The sequence below is a fragment of the Psychrobacter sp. NZS113 genome, from assembly GCF_015864825.1.
Lineage (GTDB): Bacteria > Pseudomonadota > Gammaproteobacteria > Pseudomonadales > Moraxellaceae > Psychrobacter.
In genome coordinates this window covers 121917-139039 of the sequence record NZ_JADYWL010000006.1, presented here as the reverse complement: position 1 = coordinate 139039, position 17123 = coordinate 121917, and the positions used below count along the sequence as shown (strand labels likewise).

The following is a 17123-nucleotide window of genomic DNA, read 5'->3' as shown; positions in this document are numbered from 1 at the left end:
GCCGATATTATACGCTCTTAGTGCATCGCCTATCAAAGCATACGACCGATCTTGTAAACACTTAGCGTAATAAACGATTTTGATACAGCAAGCCCCACACCCCATTATCTATCATCATATTTACAACCCCTAGGAGTCTCCTGTGGCAAATTTTTCTACTAATGAATTTAAAGCTGGTCTAAAAGTCATGCTCGATGGCAATCCTTGTTCTATTCTTGAGAATGAGTTTGTTAAACCAGGTAAAGGCCAAGCCTTTAACCGCGTCAAACTACGCAATCTTCGTAGTGGCAAAGTGTTGGAACAGACATTTAAATCAGGTGACAGCTTAGAAGCTGCTGATGTGATGGATACTGAAATGAACTATCTGTATAACGATGGCGAGTTTTGGCATTTTATGGATCCAGAAAGTTTTGAGCAGATCCAAGCTGATAAAACATCGATGGGCGACTCCATACAATGGCTAAAAGAAAACAGCAATGCATCATGTACCATCACTTTATTCAACGGTGCACCTCTATCAGTAACACCGCCTAACTTCGTTGAATTGCAAATCACTGAAACGGATCCTGGTGTGCGTGGTGATACATCAGGTGGTGGTGGTAAACCAGCTAAGCTAGAGACAGGCGCTGTTGTACGTGTACCTCTATTTGTACAGCAAGGTGAAGTCGTACGTGTCGATACTCGTACTGGTGACTATCAAACTCGCGTCAACTAATAATACGTAAAAATAATAGGCAATTTATATTATTTTGATCACGTAATAAAAAAGCTGAATCCCTAATCGAGGGATTCAGCTTTTTTTATGTTTATGACGATTATAGAAATAATAATTTGGCAATCTCAGTAGTTATTTCTCACACAACTATTCTGCTGATTGTTTTTGTATTAACCAATACTGTACCAATGCATTCAACTGCTCTTGCTTAAATGGCTTGGTGCAATAGTCTTGCATACCAACCTTTAGATATTTTTCGCGTTCACCATCCATCGCGTTGGCCGTCAAAGCAATAATAGGTGGTAATGATTGTGAATCATACATTTCATGCAATTTAATGGTCGCCTGCACCCCATCTAAAATAGGCATATGATGGTCCATCAAGATAACATCATAGCGCTCAGGTGACAGCGCAAACGCTTCAATGGCTTGCTGCCCATCAGCGACATGCGTCACAGTATGACCACTATTGGTTAGCGCTTTTTTGGCGATAATCGCATTGACGGTGTCATCTTCAACCAACAGTATATGACCAGTACGCTCTTGCGTCGGCTTCATCATAGTGAAATCATTTTCTGCTTGCCATTTTTGGTAGTACTCTTCACCAATTGTAGGTAGAGGCAATAAAACAGTAAAAGTGGTGCCAACACCCACTTCGCTACTGACATCAATATGGCCACCCATCAAATCAACCAAAGATTTGCAAACTGATAGTCCAAGACCCGTACCACCATAGAGACGATGTGTGAATTGATTCGCTTGGTCATAAGCATTAAATATCGCATCTAATGACTCTTCTTTAATACCAACGCCAGTATCTGTGACTTCGATACATACCGTCATTCCTTCAGAGGAGATAGAGTCTGTACTCGTCTCGTGAACAGTAATTTCATGCAAAGTGCTATTGGCTGCTGCTTGAGAGTGCTGTTCATCTGTACCATGCTCTTCAATACCGTCACACTGACAATTAGGTGCGTGTTTAACATTAATACTGACTTGACCCCCTTCACGAGTGAACTTAATCGCATTATTAACGAGATTCGCAATTATTTGTTTAATACGTACTGGGTCTCCTTCCACATAAGGCGATAACGACTCAGTATAATTATATTCTAAAGCTAAACTTCGCTGATGTGCTTTCACAGAGAAGAGGCTGATAACTTCATTACACAATTCAGATAAGTTGACTGGAATATGATCAATCGTCATTTTTCCAGATTCAACTTTCGATAAGTCTAAAATACCATTAATAATGGCCATCAAATGCTCATTGGAAACTTTGATGTTGTCGACACAATCCTGTTGTTCTTTGCTAAGTTTGGTATCCCCTAGCATCTCTACCATACCAATGATACCGTTCATCGGCGTACGGATCTCATGACTCATATTGGCCAGAAAGCTCGACTTCATCTCATTGGCATGCTTAGCATCACGCTGCTTATCCTGGAGCTGCAAAGCATCGGCTGCCATCATTGCAAATTGTGCCAATACCTGTGCTTGCTCCTCATCAAAATCATGCTTGGGCTCTGTATCCATCAAGCACAAAGAGCCTAAACGATAGCTTTTATTGTCTTCAATGAGAATAATTGGTGCACCAGCATAAAACTTTAAACAAGGAGGCTCTGTCACCAACGGATTTTGGCTAAAACGACTGTCTACTGTCAGATCTGGCACCACAAAGACCTCATCAGACAGCACCGTATAATTGCAAATAGCGACTTCACGTGTTACTTGGCATACATCGTCTAGGCCGTAGGCAGATTTTAGATACTGTGTCTCTTCATCCATAAAGCTAATAGTAATGATGGATACATCAAAAAACCGCTTGGCCAAATTGACCAGTCGATCAAATGCAGGCTCATTATTATCGTTTAGTACTTTATACTTTTTGAGCTTATGGATACGTTCTACTTCATCCGCTGCTACTGGATAGCTGTGTTTCGGTGCGTTAGATATAGACAAAATAGACTCCATTAAATAAGATCAGACGCTTTGTTTGGTGCCCGTCTGTTTTATTAATAATTGTAAAGCTTCACTCACCATAATCATCGCAACGACTGATGTGACAACAACTGCTGAGCCGTAACCACCACAGTGTAACCCGCCAGCTTGACAGCTTTTATCTACCCGTGGTGGCTCTGTCGAATAGACACATTTAATACCGAATTTTTCTTTTAAGGCACTATTGATGCCTTTTTCATGGCGCAGTTTATTACGTAATTTGGCAAGCAACGGGTCTTGGTAGCTGTCTTTCAAGTCACTCACTTTAATTTGGCTTGGGTCTATCTTGCCACCTGCACCGCCTGCACAGACCAGTTTTAGCTTATTAAAACGACAATGTAGCGCAATGGCCAACTTAGCGCTCATATCGTCTACACAATCTAAAACAACGATAGGTTTGCCTTTAGCCGTAGCCGCTTTTGCATCCTCACGACTTGGTAATAAATTTGCCACATTTTCTACTGTTAAAAAATCATCAATTAAATTGAGCGTGACCTTCGGGTTAATTTCATAAACACGATTCGCCATTGCCTCAATTTTACTTTGACCAAAATTACTATCTAGTGCTGGTAACTGCCGATTGACATTAGAGGCAACCAATATATCCAAATCAATTAATGTGATAGTACCCACTGCCGTCCGAGCTAGAGCCTCTGCTACCCAAGAACCAACACCCCCTACGCCTATAACATAGACATGAGAAGCAGCGAAGATGTCGACTGCTGAGGCGCCATAGAGTGTTCGTGTTCCTTGAAAACGACGTTCATATTGATCATCTTCCTCAATCACCTCTTCTACCACTGCTCCTACTATAGAATGTTCAGTAGTGATTGATTCTGACTCTGTTGGCTCAAAGTGTTGTGTTTCATTCATAACAGATTAAATGCTCTTTTAAATTGTCTTGTTTATAGATGCTGCGGTTATTTATGGTTATATCAATTGCTAGCAATGAAGAATAATGGCCTACAATTAGCGTGGTTATACTAAGGGATAATCCCATGTCTTTTGTAAAGCGCTGCAACTGTTGTGCCATAATTGCTCAGCAAGTCTGTCTGGCGACACGTCGAGCAACTCACTTAAGCTTGATAGTACCCATGGCAGGTTAGCAGGTACATTACGGTCATGTGACTGCTTATCAGGCCAACTATTATCTGAAACCTGGCACTGGATGGGCGTCATGTCTGGGCAATCTGTTTCTATCACCAAACATTCTATGCCATGACTATCGACAGCAGCACGAATGGCGCGGCGCAGTTTTTTGGCATTTGGATTGGTAATCTGACCAGTAACACCTAACTTAAATCCTAACTTCACAAATGCTTTTGCCTCTTGTTCACCACCGCTGAAACTATGAGCGATACCACCTAATTTGTGTGCATCATAATCGTGTGCCTTCAGTATTGCCAGTACTTCTGCATGTGCTTTTCGAATATGCAACATCACTGGCAACTTATGAACCACTGCTATGTCTAATTGCGCCTTAAAAAACCGTTTTTGTTTGGCAACTACTTCAGGCTCTTTCATGGATTCCGTGAAAGTATCCAATCCAATCTCACCGATTGCTATTGGCCGCTGCTTAGCAATCATGCTAGCCATACTTTTTAGATGATCTTCACTGTGCTCTTTGATATAAAAGGGATGTAAGCCTAATGCGGTATGACCTTCAATTTGTGATAGGTTTGAGCTATCAGTGTCTTCAGCAGTCAACGGTACCAGCTTATTTAATGAGTGTTCGGTAGTGTACATCCTCTTAAAATACTGATATGAATACCCCACCAATACGAGATGACGTATACCACTCTCATAAGCTTTCTGTACTAGCAAATCCCTATCGCTATCAAATACTGGGGCATCAAAATGAGTATGGGTATCAATGAGAGGATAAGTCTTGGGGAATGTCTGTTTAGATATCATATAGTCACTCCTATATAAATTAGATACGATGTCAGTCTTGATTAATCTATGACTTGTAGTACTTTCACTCCCCTTCCCTGTATTCAAATTATATTGAACCGAATATAGATGGAACGATAGGGGTAATTAATAGACTCTAAAATTAACGTTTTCTAATTGAGAACTCTATTGTTCGGTTTTTTTAACTACCATTCAACTGATTGCTATTCTACCAATGACTGTATAAATAATCAGAACAACTTATATTAAAAGAATTTAACTCTTAATTTAATACTTGTTTCATTCATCTGTAGCTATTAGTATTTTGAATGCTACTGATATTGCTATCAGGTTGTGTATTTTTATTATTATGTGGGTTTATATCAGTTTTTCGACTACTGCGTCGAGGGAAAAGCAACAAGACCGTCGCAATGACTCCCAAAGAAATCCATTTTTTTGCTTTTGTACTGTCTGTCATTTGACCTACCTTATACCTTTATATCATTATTCGTTCATTTTATCAGCAATTGTTCATAAGTGATATTCATTAACGAATAGTTATTCTTTAGTATACTTGGATATGATGAGATCTATGTTTATCTGTGTTATGAATACGCAAACTAGTGTATAGCTGTTCTCCTTTAGAACACTGCTACTATTGATTTCAGTTAAATTAATAAACCATCAATGCCCTAGTGGCACTAAAAATATGACGTACAGAAGATGCAAAAAAGCCAGTAGCTTCTTACCAAATAATGGTAAGAAAGATACTGGCTTTTATTTAGTGATCAGGGAGATCGCTATTAAATTTAATAAAAAATCTTATCAATCATATTGATAGTTAAAATAGCGCTGCCACCATACTTTGACGGGTTAGTGTCAATGCTTTGCTAAAGTGCGTACAAACTTGTTAGTGAGTACATAATTAAATAGCAAAATCTTCAATATCACGACCCGCTGCTAAGGCTTCGACCAACCACGTAGGCTTGCGACCACGACCAGTCCAAGTTTCTTCGTTGTTGTCAGTATTACGATATTTAATACTGCGTTTCTTCTCTAGCGTTTCACCAGCTTTCAAAATTTCTTCGATAGAAGCATTGCTTTCTTCTGCAATTTTCTCAAATTGCATATAAGCATCATACAGGCGCTGATGTTGTTTTTTAGCAATAAGCTGCTGAGCATTTTCAGTAATAGCTCGTAGCTCGTCGACGTTCAGATTTTCTAAATCGATTGCGTTATTTTTGCTCATAGTAAATCCAACTGTAAAATAAAAGGTACAACCTTAATAGAGATAATGTTCACTATTAAGAACCGAGATGACTTATTCATCATGAGATAAAGTCATGAAGAGATATTCTTTGTAATAAAAATATGGTTAGCCAACATATCTATGGGCGGAGACAATATAAACAAAAAGCAATGCTATCACAACCGCAAACTATCATATCTTATATATCAAAAGTCAACGGATAGTAAAATTTGGTAAATGAACAAATTTTCAGAACTTAAATGCTCGTTTATAAATCAATATTTGTTTATATTTTTTATTGAAGGCCTACTTATAAAATGGACTTCAAAGCTAATAGACCGCATACTTAATAAACATAAATCCATACATCAATATAGATTTTGAGTTTTGAAAATTATTTTTTATTTATAATATCTGAGTATAGTCAATTAATCGCGTTGGTCACTAAGCTCATTCATCAATTCACGGGCTGATTCAGCACTTAATAAGTATGGATTAAAATCAACGGTGGTAGAGTATTTTAAATAAATCGCAGCGTTTTTTTCAGTCGGAGTGGCATAGTTCATAGACCATTTAGACCACGTTCTATACTTTAATTCGCGTGTCTCAATAATCTGTAAATCATAATGACGTTGGTCAGCAATCAAGCTATACAATAGACGATTGATTTGCGCTCTCGGACCTTCCACCGTTTGCAAAAAATAATCTTTATTAAATGTCAGCATGCCAGTGATACCGTTGGCAGCATTATTTACCTGTGCTTGCTTCAATATTTCATTAAAATCTTTAGCTGATACGCCCGGATTAGCACGGCTCGCGTATGTCATGCTCATTAAAATGGGCGCATCTTCCATTATTGATGTCATATCGTATCTCTTATAATAAAGTCATAGGGTCTGATAGTTTTCCAAACGTCAATCAATTCAAAGAAAACCAAGGTTTCTTCTTTTTAGAAGCGTTGATTTCTTCTTGCTCTTGAAGATCTGATAACGTATCAATCAGCATCATAATTTGATTGGTATTCATCAAATATGGATTGAACTGACTGCCTGTCGAAAACTTGAGTGCCAGACCTTTGTTTTCATCACTTGGGATTAAGTATTTCATTGACCACTTACTCCAATGACGCTGCTCAACTTCACGGCACTCGATAACTTGCAGGGCATAATGTCGATCATCTTCGACCAACTTTCTCAGCAACGCATTGATAACAGGCCTCGCCCCTTCAATACTTTGCAAAAAGTAATTGTGGTTGAACACTAACGCACCCGTAATACCATTGCGCTCGTTATTTTGCTGCGCCTGAGTAAGAATACGAGTCACTTCACCAGTAGGATTGTCGATGTTATAACGGCTAATATAAGTTAAACGTAAAATAACATGCTCACCATGACGCATTTTTAGACGATTTAATTCCGATAGCTCAGCTGATTCCACAAGAAACTCCAATTAGTTTGCTAGATTTTTCAACAATGACAGCACCGTTATGCTTCATAACCAAATATTTGTCATATCCGTTGTTTACTACATGAATACCGTCAATATTAACGTTCAATTCTTTTGATAAAGTCATTCATACCACGCGCTAAACTACCGCTACTCGTATTCTGTATTTCTTTTGCTAAGATCAATAATTGCGTACTATTGCCGCATTGCTCTAGACTTAGTAAATAACCCCATGCCTCTATAGGTTCTGCATTTTTTTCAATAAATGTGGCTAAATCAGATTTTATCGTTTCATCGCTAACACTAGATGGCTTGGCTTTGAATATACTACTGAGTGATTTCTTTTCTGACTCTTTTACCTTAGTCGTGCTTTTACCATTAAATGTATTATTGAATTCTATTTCAGACTTCTCATCAAAATCTGGTGCTACTGGTTGAGTCTGAGTCGTGATAGGTATGGATGTAATTATTGTCTGTGAAAGCGTAGGTATTTCGGTCTCAGCACTGCCAGCCGACGCTACTTCAATACACTCAAGGTCTAAAAGTAGCTCAAACAGCGGTGCAATACCACCAAATTCAGCAAACATCTTGCTACTGTCGAGCGTATTAAGATAACTCTGATACGTGCGCCTGCCATCAATCATAATGAGTAAGGTTCTGGCCTCTCGCGGCAATACACCTAGACTTTGAGATTTAATCTCTTCTCTACCTAAATCACTTTTTCGAAACACATCACCATAATTCATTATGTATACTCAATACTAGCAGTGAGGCAGGCATTCTTATTTTAAGTTGCCGACCAAGTAAGTTTTTATGTTTTAAACCATTAAATGGCCAAACCCTGACTTTTCATTTGCTAATAAAAATTACTTTAAACGAAAGTCTAACCTTTAATATCGTATAAATCATTGATTCGAGTAAATTATATCAACCTGTCCAATAGACTGTTAGTATTAATTAGATTTAATAGAACAGACGGTTGATATAGGATATGAAAGGTAATTTTTATCATTTTCAACATGAAAATTGACGAATAAATAAGCGAAGTAGATATTTTAAACTTAATAATTCTAACCCATACCTATTCGATTATTAATTTTTATAATTAACCCAACACCTCATTACTGAATTTTTATTCTTTGAAAACTGAAGTTTTGGAAACCCTAATTAAAACCAAAAACAGACAAACGTTTTATTTTACTTAGTAATTAGTACCTATATAAATAAAGACTATTTTCCTAATTTTTACATGGCTTTTAGCAATACTATAAAACGACTTTTTTAAATTATAGTTGATTCAGTTGAAAAGAAATACAAGGCAACCGAGTGCAGATGTATATGTAATACTTCAAGCGAGGTTAACGCTGTAACTATTTTATAGAGGATTGACTATATTTATCGCCACATATAAAAAACCCCGCTATTAGCGGGATTTCAAAGCATACACTTTAGACTATTTTCGTTCTCTAAATACTAATAGCCCCCGTAAATACGGGGGCTATATAGATTATTATTAACAAATAACTCTAAGGTGCATCCTAGAACGGGATATCGTCATCTACAGGGCCATCTGGCATCGCCGTAGGCTTAGCTTGAGCAGGCTTTTGAGCTGGTTGATTAAACTGGTTTTGTTGAGCAGGTGCTTGATTGTTATTGTAGCTGTTCTGACCACCGCTAGCTTGGTTATAGCCACCTTGTTGAGCTGGCTGATTGTTACCTTGCTGACCAAAGTTGTTTTGACCATTTTGGTTGCTATAGCCCTGATTTGAGCCACCTTGATTGCCATAGCTGTTTGAGTTCTGACCACCAAAGCTATCTCCGCCTTGACCACCGCCAGTTGCACCGTCTAGCATTTGCATTTGCTCAGCACGAATCTCGGTGATATAACGGTCTTGGCCATTGGGATCTTGATATTTACGTGTACGCAAGCTGCCTTCGATATAGACTTTGCTGCCTTTACGCAAATACTGTGCCGCAATTTCACCTAAACGGTTAAAGAGTGCAATACGATGCCATTCAGTGGCTTCTCTTTTTTCACCGCTTTGTTTGTCTGTCCATTGCTCTGATGTCGCAACCGAGATATTGGTCACGCCGCCACCATTATTGAATTGACGTGCCTCAGGGTCTGCTCCAAGGTTACCGATGATGATAACTTTATTAACTCCGCGCATGATACCGTCCTTTTACTTATGAATAATTTGATAAAGCTTTTTAATTTTTCGTTAGTAGTATCGATTAATACTATTAGTATTATGATTTTACTTTAACTAATTTTGGTTCAAATATCTATAGCCTACTTACTACAAGCGACAATGCATGTCGCTTAGATCCTGATGCTTAGTTCCTAGCGCTTAGTTTCTGGCACTTAGGTATAGTGGTTATGATTATAGTCAAAAACAATGTGACTATTTTGCCATTTTCATAAACGGATTAACACCGTAAGCTTTCGATATAACCTTTTCATACCACTTTTTACTTAGCTTCAGCGCGATTGCGGTGCATACTTAAGGTGACACTACCCAACTCTACGCCAAACTTTTTCATTACAGATCGATTTAGCATGACATCTTCATTGATAAGATACATCCAATCATCGAAGTTGACTTTATAGGTCTTGTCTTCAACAGGCAATTCTAATAAATAATTCCAGTGGAGCGTATTACCAACGACTTTCCCTGTCGCCTCACCGATGACATCGCCTGCCGTCCCTTTCCAACTACCGTCATCTTGCTTGGTCAATCGCCATATACGCTGCGATTTTGACCCATCTGCCCATGAGAACTTCTCATCCAAAACGATAACATCGTCACCCTCATGAGTGGCATCGATATCGACATAAAAACGTTTCTTAACCTCACCATTGCGGCCCTGAAACATCCCCCAACCATCAATCTGACCTGAGAAAAACTCATGCATATCGAGCGTTGGCGTAGTATTTTGATAGGCTTGAATATTTTGGGTGGCACAGCCAGAGATGAATAAAGTGGCTGACAGCCCCGCACCTACCACGACCTTAGCTATCGATCGAGGCACCAAAGACAAAGAGGCAGATGGCTCAGCTACTCGAACAATGTCTTTGCTAATAACAGTACTACTAGACAGCATCGTAAACTTACTCATATTAATTCCTTTTAAATAGAGATAGATTTAAATAAAGAGGTTTAGATTGCACCTCATAATAGTGGCTGTCTATGCGGTTGTTGTCTACTCTGTTTTTGACTACCCAGAGCTTTTCGACAAACCTAATACCATTATGTACGGCCTATCAGATATCCAACGGACTCTGTGCCAAGCTTGATAGTTGCTGCCTTGAGTCGTCCGTTAGCTGGGTTTTATCCAATTTAAGATAGGCCACTTTTTCTTTTGCCATCACGACTAGCTCATCGACACCATCTACTGCTAGCATCTGGCGTGACCAGTCTTGCATATTGACATTTTTAGGAATACTAACGGTCGTGCTTGATAGGTATGGTGGCTGCGCAATCGGTATAATAAGCAGCAAAGCGACGCCCATAATGACCGCCAATATACCCCATGCCAAGAGGCTAGGCTGACTCAATAATAGCCCGCCCATTGCCCCACCCACAAACGCACCAAAAAACTGGCTAGATGAGCTTATTCCCATGGCTGTCGCTTTATTGGCCACTGGCGCGCGCTTAGAAATCCATGAAGGAATAGTCGCCTCAATGAGATTGAAGCCCATAAAGTACAGTAATAAGCCTAAAATAATACCAATACCATCCTGACTACCAAGTGCGAGTATGGCTAAAGCTGCGGTTATTAATGCCAATGCACCCAAAAACACCTGGCGCATCTTGCGTTTCTTTTCGGCGATGATGATAAAAGGTATCGCTACCGCAAAGCCAATAAATAGTAGGGGTAGATAAACCAAGCCCTGCTGGCGTACTGATAATCCCATCACCTCATTCAGCTGATGCGGCAAAATGACAAATATTGCAGTCATGGTCAGATGTAGCGCAAAAATACCGATATGCAAGCGGTTTAAATCACCAATTTTGAGTACTGTCGCTAATTGCTCACCGATCGATTTATTGTCCAGATTATGCTTAAGCACCCTTAGTGGCGTCGGTACTATCATTAAGAGCAACATTGCCAAGATAGCAAAGCCTGTGGTGAGCCAAAACAGTCCAGAAATACCAAGCGAACCAACCAACAGCGGGCCAAAGGCAAACGCAAGCATAATGGAGGTCGCAATGGTCAAACCCATCGTAGCCATCGCTTTGGTACGCATCTCTTCACGAGTCACATCAGCCAGTAATGCCATCAGTACGGCAGAGACCGCGCCACTACCCGCCAGCGCGCGACCGATAATGACTTCATAAATATCTGTGGCATTAGCCGCGATGATACCGCCGATAGCAAACAAGACTAACCCTAAAAATATAATAGGTTTGCGCGGGAATTTGTCAGCAGCAAGGCTCATCGGTATCTGAAAGATAGCCTGCCCAAGCCCATAAATACCAACTGCCAAACCAATCAAAAATGGCGTCGCATGCGCATAATTGTTACCGTATACAGAAAATACTGGGACAATCATAAACAAACCAACCATCCGTAAGGCAAAGATACCACCGACCCCGAGGATTGCCCGTTTTTCTACGCTATTCATACCTGCCTCACTGATTGATCATTAGCTGGTTTATCACTGCTGCTTTTATCGAGGCATCAGCCTATAAATCAAGCCCACTAGTATAAGACATTCGCCATTTGGTTGCCGAGACTTTTGCTTTATATACTGATGCTTAACGATAAATATGATGCCATTAATTTTGTTACTAAGTGCATCTGATAGCAACCATACCTTGAATAATGCCACTATCATGACAATAAAGTAAGACGGCGCAAACATTACCAGAGCAGCACTATATAGCTTAGACAATACCTTATACAGAATTGACCCTATAACGAATACCTCTCATAAAATGACATTGTTTGGCAAAATCTATAACAAACCTTATCTGTTACTCACTGCTGATTTGATTTAGATTTACTTATCAAAACAAAAACTTAAAATAAGAAACTAAAACCAGAGCACACCGACTGTCGTTTACATCGTTTCGTTTATATCGCTCTATGAAGCTATCCACGCCTTTATAGAGCGATATGAATGACAGCACTATCCACAATTTTAATAAACCACTTCGACTTCATTTACGCTTTCAACGTTTAGACATTTTTTAAATACCATTTTAGCAAATAGGAAACCTATCACCGATGGCACATGACCATATCGCAATACGCGGCGCACGTACGCACAATTTAAAAAACATTGATTTAGACATACCACGAGATAAATTCGTGGTCATCACCGGTTTATCAGGTTCTGGTAAATCATCATTGGCATTCGATACTTTGTATGCTGAAGGGCAGCGCCGTTACGTCGAGAGCTTATCGGCCTACGCACGTCAGTTCCTATCACAGATGGAAAAACCTGACGTCGATAGTATCGAGGGTCTATCCCCTGCGATTGCCATCGAGCAAAAATCAACCAACCATAATCCACGCTCTACGGTCGGTACGATTACCGAGATTTATGATTATTTGCGTCTGCTGTATGCACGTATTGGTACGCCGTTTTGCCCTGAGCATGGCGAGCCAATGGTCGCACAGTCGGTCACCGAAATGGTCGATCAAGTCATGGCGCTACCCGATGACACCAAGATTATGATTTTGGCACCCGTCATTCGTGAGCGTAAAGGTGAGCATACGGTCTTACTAGAGCAGCTCATTGGCCAAGGCTTTGTCCGTGTGCGCGTTGACGGCGATGTCTACGATACCGATGAGCTACCAACACTCGATAAAAAGAAAAAACACACCATCGAAGTGGTGGTTGACCGTTTCAAAGTGCGTGATGACTTGGGCAACCGTGTCGCGGAGAGTTTAGAGACTGCCCTACGCTTAGGTCAAGGTCTGGTCACGCTGCATTTTATGGATGGTAATCCAAAAGAAGGCGGCGATGACAATCAAGTCATGTCAGCCAAGCATTCTTGCCCTGTCTGTGATCGCGCCGTCTCTGAGCTTGAGCCACGCATGTTCAGTTTTAACAATCCGTATGGTGCTTGCCCAAGCTGTGATGGTCTCGGTAAACGTCAGTACTTCTCTGCTGAGAAACTGATTACCCATCACGAAAAATCGCTCAACCAAGGTGCTATTAATGGCTGGGATAAGCGTCATGCTTATTATTTCGGTCTGTTATCGACTGTGTGCAATCATTTTAAAATTGACATGGATGCGCCGTGGCAAGACCTACCAAAAGAGCAGCAAGACCTCATCATGAATGGTTCTGGTAAAGAGAAGCTGACCTTTAACTTTACCGATGAGCGCGGTCGTAAGACCAATAAGACCATACCATTTGAAGGCGTGTTGCCTTACTTAGAGCGTCGTTATGCTAAAACGCAAAGCAATCTCGTCCGTGACGAGCTGGCCAAATACTTAGCTGATACTACCTGTAACGTCTGTGATGGTGCGCGTTTGAATGAAATCTCACGCAATGTCCGTGTTGATGATCAAACCATAGCTGAAATCGTCAAACTGTCTATCGGTGATGCTGCAGAGTATTATAAAACACTAAAAATTGGCGGTCATAAAGGTGAAGTCGCAGAAAAAATCTTTAAAGAGATCAATGAGCGTCTGAACTTCCTAGTGAGTGTCGGACTGGACTACTTATCCCTTGCCCGCTCTGCTGAAACGCTATCGGGCGGTGAAGCGCAGCGTATTCGTCTTGCCAGCCAAATCGGTGCAGGTCTGATGGGCGTGATGTATGTACTCGATGAGCCCTCTATTGGACTCCATCAACGTGACAATGATCGCCTGCTCAAAACCCTGACGCGCTTGCGTGATTTGGGTAATACCGTACTGGTCGTTGAGCATGATGAAGATGCGATTCGCCAAGCAGATTACGTCATCGATATCGGTGTCGGTGCAGGTATACATGGTGGTCATATCATCGCTCAAGGTACGGTCGATGACATCATGGCAAACAAAGAATCGCTGACTGGACAGTACATGTCTGGTAAGAAAAAAATCGAGATTCCAACCATTCGTCATCAACCAAAAATGATGGATGTGGAAGTCAAAGGTAAAGCTAAGCCCAAACAAGTCCCAATGACGATCGAGCTAAAAGGCGCCTCAGGCAACAACTTGCACGATGTTGACTTGACGTTGCCAATCGGTGTCATGACCTGTATCACTGGGGTTTCGGGTTCTGGCAAATCCACGCTGATTAATCGTACGCTGATGCCATTAGCTGCAACGCAGTTGAATAATGCCTCAACGCTAATTGCTGATAAGTTTGAAAGCATTAGCGGTCTTGAGCATTTGGACAAAATGGTCGATATCGATCAAAGTCCAATTGGTCGAACGCCGCGCTCAAACCCAGCGACTTATACGGGCGTGTTTACCCCAGTACGTGAGATGTTTGCACAAACGCAAGAAGCGCGTGCCCGTGGTTATAAAGCAGGTCGCTTTAGCTTCAACGTCAAAGGCGGACGCTGTGAGATGTGTCAAGGTGATGGTCTCATCAAAGTTGAGATGCATTTCTTACCGGATATGTATGTGCCGTGTGATACTTGTGAAGGCAAGCGCTATAATCGCGAGACCTTAGAGATTCACTATAAAGGCAAAACCATCGCTGACGTACTCGATATGACCGTTGAAGACGCAACTGAGTTCTTCTCAGCCATTCCAGCGATCTATCGTCGTCTACAAGCCTTGATGGATGTTGGTCTGAGCTACATTCGCTTGGGACAATCTGCACCGACACTATCAGGTGGTGAGGCGCAGCGTGTCAAACTGGCTCGTGAGCTTGCCAAACGCGATACGGGACAGACGCTCTATATCTTGGATGAGCCAACCACTGGTTTGCATTTCCATGATATCGATAAGCTGCTCAATATCTTGCATGCTCTACGCGATAAAGGTAATACCATCGTGGTCATCGAGCATAACTTGGATGTCATCAAAACGGCGGATTGGGTGGTTGATCTAGGCCCCGAAGGTGGTAAAGGTGGCGGTATGATCATCGCAGAAGGTACGCCTGAGCAAGTGGCGGAGGTCAAAGAGTCTTACACGGGTATATTCTTAAAGCCGATGCTTGAGCAAGGTATGAAAGAAGTAAGCTAATACAAGCTAGTGAATCGTTGATGAAAGGCCACCCTTTATAGAGTGGCCTTTTTTGTTGCGTGTCATCGTTTCGCCAACCTTACTGAACTAACGAACACTAAGTATTGGATTTACCACTATTTTTATAGTATTTATATTTGTACTTTTTCATTACGTTACCTTTCTTAATATTTTGTTAAATGTATTTCAACTTCAATTGCATTATTATTTGATCAGTTCAACGGTATTCGTGAACTTCGGCTATATATAAATATCTCATTGAGGATTTCGTATGAAAAAATTATTGTTCATTATCTTAGCATCTACTGTTGGTGTTAGCGCCTGTGCATCAAGCGGTACGTCAGATACCAGCCACAGTCACGATCAGCAAAAGCCAGCGATATCAGCTGACATGAAACAAGCCATGGATGATTGCGCTAAAAACACTGGCGTAAAAATGTCTAAAGACAGTCGCCCAAGCCAAAGTGATATGCAAAAATTAGAAGCATGTATGACTGCAAAAGGTTATAAAAAACCTGAAGGCCAAGGTCAAGGCCGTCCGCAATAATTAGCATTTTTTAATTAATTGTTGATAAAAGGTCACTCTTTAGTGAGTGGCTTTTTTTTGAGAACCATAAAATAAAGCATAGCGGCTATATTTTATTTTTCAAAAGCTCAATCGCTTTTAAGATCTGATCACGATTTTTGGCTGCTTTCAGCCACTTTGGCAAACGACTGGCTAGTGAGCTATTTATCCAAGTATCAATATCTGAATTGCGTTGTCTATGTTTAGCTGATACAAAACCCTCTAAATATTTTAGATGACACTTATTGAACACCCATAGACTCTTGCCAACACGCTCTATTTGTAGCCATAGATTTGCGCCAAAATAACTATCTGTTGGATTATCTGCGCCCCAATAAAATTTTCTTTGCTCAGCTAATGTTTCTTGATGATAGCCACAACTCGGACAAGTTAATCTCGCTTTATCATTATGTAGAATAACGACGGCTTTAGACCTGCATTTCGGGCAATAAACTAGCGTAGGATCCTCTTTGCTAGGCGTACTAATAGTCAGTCTATTTTCCTCATTTTCTTGAAAATGTTGTGTAGTCATACAGTGACCATAATGAAAGATGGATTAAGCGTTTTAATATGTAGTCATATCCTCTATAAAAGAGTGACGGCGTTGACCTCGCTTGAAGTATCACAGTTACATCTGCACTCGGTTGCATTAACTCTCTTTTAAACTGAATCAACCATACAGTCATTGGGTATTATAACCTTCGCCCAATATATAAATTTCAGAGGAAGAAATGGGTCCTGATACAAGTGATGGCATCATTACTAATATAGATAGTATCTTATACAAAGCCTATATTCGAGATGCATATGAAGATACTGTTTTTTACTACGATTTATGTAAATATACAGGCAAGGATATATTGCTAGTAGGTACTCAAGTCACATACTATAAACTGTATTATAAGACCCCAATTGCCGTTGGCTTATTTACTAAAAAAGAAATATGTAGTGCTGAATTGTTCAAAAGCTATGATAAAAAAAGATATTATTCAAGTTGTTCTGGACAGGGGTTTGAAATGTCCACGTATAAGACTTTACTTCTTGGTATATGTTTTTTATTAGGTATTATTATAGGCTTACTCAATTTATTCTGATTTCGATAGGTAAGCTGA

The 17123-nt window shown here is 40.3% G+C and carries 15 protein-coding genes; 4 read left to right on the top strand and 11 right to left on the bottom strand.

Annotated elements, in window-relative coordinates; genetic code table 11:
- The first annotated feature begins 142 nt into the window (after nt 1–142).
- Nucleotides 143–715: an elongation factor P gene (gene efp, locus I6E61_RS10415; protein WP_194197724.1), complete on the top strand. Its 573-nt coding sequence runs from the start codon at nt 143–145 to the stop codon at nt 713–715.
- Nucleotides 716–862: 147 nt separating this feature from the next.
- Here the strand turns inward: efp and I6E61_RS10410 are convergent, their stop codons facing one another.
- The 10 genes from I6E61_RS10410 to I6E61_RS10365 form a co-directional block, all read right to left on the bottom strand.
- On the bottom strand, nt 863–2677 hold the full coding sequence (locus I6E61_RS10410; protein ID WP_227685797.1) for a GAF domain-containing hybrid sensor histidine kinase/response regulator: 1815 nt from the start codon (nt 2675–2677) through the stop codon (nt 863–865).
- 21 nt (nt 2678–2698) lie between these two features.
- Nucleotides 2699–3589 (bottom strand): ThiF family adenylyltransferase, encoded by an 891-nt coding sequence (locus I6E61_RS10405; protein WP_197134299.1) that lies wholly within the window; start codon nt 3587–3589, stop codon nt 2699–2701.
- A 105-nt stretch (nt 3590–3694) separates the two neighbouring features.
- A complete protein-coding gene (locus I6E61_RS10400) occupies nt 3695–4630 on the bottom strand; it encodes a TatD family hydrolase (protein ID WP_197134297.1) in 936 nt (311 codons plus the stop codon).
- Between the two features lie 904 nt (nt 4631–5534).
- Nucleotides 5535–5858, bottom strand: a complete 324-nt coding sequence (locus I6E61_RS10395) for an H-NS family nucleoid-associated regulatory protein (protein ID WP_197134294.1) — start codon at nt 5856–5858, stop codon at nt 5535–5537.
- Nucleotides 5859–6286: 428 nt separating this feature from the next.
- Entirely contained in the window at nt 6287–6724 is a 438-nt protein-coding gene (locus tag I6E61_RS10390; RefSeq protein WP_110923227.1) for a BLUF domain-containing protein, read from the bottom strand.
- 52 nt (nt 6725–6776) lie between these two features.
- A complete protein-coding gene (locus tag I6E61_RS10385; protein ID WP_320158587.1) occupies nt 6777–7295 on the bottom strand; it encodes a BLUF domain-containing protein in 519 nt (172 codons plus the stop codon).
- Between the two features lie 107 nt (nt 7296–7402).
- The gene (locus I6E61_RS10380; RefSeq protein ID WP_197134292.1) at nt 7403–8050 is read right to left on the bottom strand and encodes a hypothetical protein; all 648 of its coding nucleotides are present in this window, start codon (nt 8048–8050) and stop codon (nt 7403–7405) included.
- Between the two features lie 792 nt (nt 8051–8842).
- Nucleotides 8843–9475, bottom strand: coding sequence for a single-stranded DNA-binding protein (gene ssb / locus I6E61_RS10375; RefSeq protein WP_197134290.1), 633 nt, complete (start codon nt 9473–9475; stop codon nt 8843–8845).
- Between the two features lie 301 nt (nt 9476–9776).
- Nucleotides 9777–10424 carry a DUF3833 domain-containing protein gene (locus I6E61_RS10370; protein ID WP_227685791.1) on the bottom strand — a complete coding sequence of 216 codons (648 nt, stop codon included), beginning with the start codon at nt 10422–10424 and terminating at the stop codon, nt 9777–9779.
- A 145-nt stretch (nt 10425–10569) separates the two neighbouring features.
- The gene (locus I6E61_RS10365) at nt 10570–11934 is read right to left on the bottom strand and encodes an MFS transporter (protein ID WP_197134287.1); all 1365 of its coding nucleotides are present in this window, start codon (nt 11932–11934) and stop codon (nt 10570–10572) included.
- A gap of 605 nt (nt 11935–12539) precedes the next feature.
- Here I6E61_RS10365 and uvrA point away from each other — a divergent pair.
- The gene (gene uvrA, locus I6E61_RS10360) at nt 12540–15446 is read left to right on the top strand and encodes an excinuclease ABC subunit UvrA (RefSeq protein WP_197134284.1); all 2907 of its coding nucleotides are present in this window, start codon (nt 12540–12542) and stop codon (nt 15444–15446) included.
- Nucleotides 15447–15717: 271 nt separating this feature from the next.
- Nucleotides 15718–15993: a hypothetical protein gene (locus tag I6E61_RS10355; RefSeq protein WP_197134282.1), complete on the top strand. Its 276-nt coding sequence runs from the start codon at nt 15718–15720 to the stop codon at nt 15991–15993.
- Between the two features lie 85 nt (nt 15994–16078).
- On the opposite strand, the gene I6E61_RS10350 is transcribed toward I6E61_RS10355, so the two are convergent.
- Complete coding sequence (locus tag I6E61_RS10350; RefSeq protein ID WP_197134279.1) at nt 16079–16543, bottom strand: hypothetical protein; 465 nt, start codon at nt 16541–16543, stop codon at nt 16079–16081.
- Between the two features lie 199 nt (nt 16544–16742).
- Here I6E61_RS10350 and I6E61_RS10345 point away from each other — a divergent pair, with 199 nt between their 5' ends.
- Entirely contained in the window at nt 16743–17105 is a 363-nt protein-coding gene (locus I6E61_RS10345; RefSeq protein WP_197134277.1) for a hypothetical protein, read from the top strand.
- The last annotated feature ends 18 nt before the right edge of the window (nt 17106–17123 follow it).

Excerpts from the sequence above, each read along its gene's own strand:
- I6E61_RS10380 (WP_197134292.1), bottom strand. The coding sequence starts at position 8,050 with ATGAATTATGGTGATGTGTTTCGAAAAAGTGATTTAGGTAGAGAAGAG.
- I6E61_RS10405 (WP_197134299.1), bottom strand. The coding sequence starts at position 3,589 with ATGAATGAAACACAACACTTTGAGCCAACAGAGTCAGAATCAATCACT.
- I6E61_RS10370 (WP_227685791.1), bottom strand. The coding sequence starts at position 10,424 with ATGAGTAAGTTTACGATGCTGTCTAGTAGTACTGTTATTAGCAAAGAC.
- I6E61_RS10395 (WP_197134294.1), bottom strand. The coding sequence starts at position 5,858 with ATGAGCAAAAATAACGCAATCGATTTAGAAAATCTGAACGTCGACGAG.
- I6E61_RS10390 (WP_110923227.1), bottom strand. The coding sequence starts at position 6,724 with ATGACATCAATAATGGAAGATGCGCCCATTTTAATGAGCATGACATAC.
- I6E61_RS10345 (WP_197134277.1), top strand. The coding sequence starts at position 16,743 with ATGGGTCCTGATACAAGTGATGGCATCATTACTAATATAGATAGTATC.
- I6E61_RS10365 (WP_197134287.1), bottom strand. The coding sequence starts at position 11,934 with ATGAATAGCGTAGAAAAACGGGCAATCCTCGGGGTCGGTGGTATCTTT.
- I6E61_RS10355 (WP_197134282.1), top strand. The coding sequence starts at position 15,718 with ATGAAAAAATTATTGTTCATTATCTTAGCATCTACTGTTGGTGTTAGC.
- uvrA (WP_197134284.1), top strand. The coding sequence starts at position 12,540 with ATGGCACATGACCATATCGCAATACGCGGCGCACGTACGCACAATTTA.
- I6E61_RS10350 (WP_197134279.1), bottom strand. The coding sequence starts at position 16,543 with ATGACTACACAACATTTTCAAGAAAATGAGGAAAATAGACTGACTATT.
- ssb (WP_197134290.1), bottom strand. The coding sequence starts at position 9,475 with ATGCGCGGAGTTAATAAAGTTATCATCATCGGTAACCTTGGAGCAGAC.
- I6E61_RS10400 (WP_197134297.1), bottom strand. The coding sequence starts at position 4,630 with ATGATATCTAAACAGACATTCCCCAAGACTTATCCTCTCATTGATACC.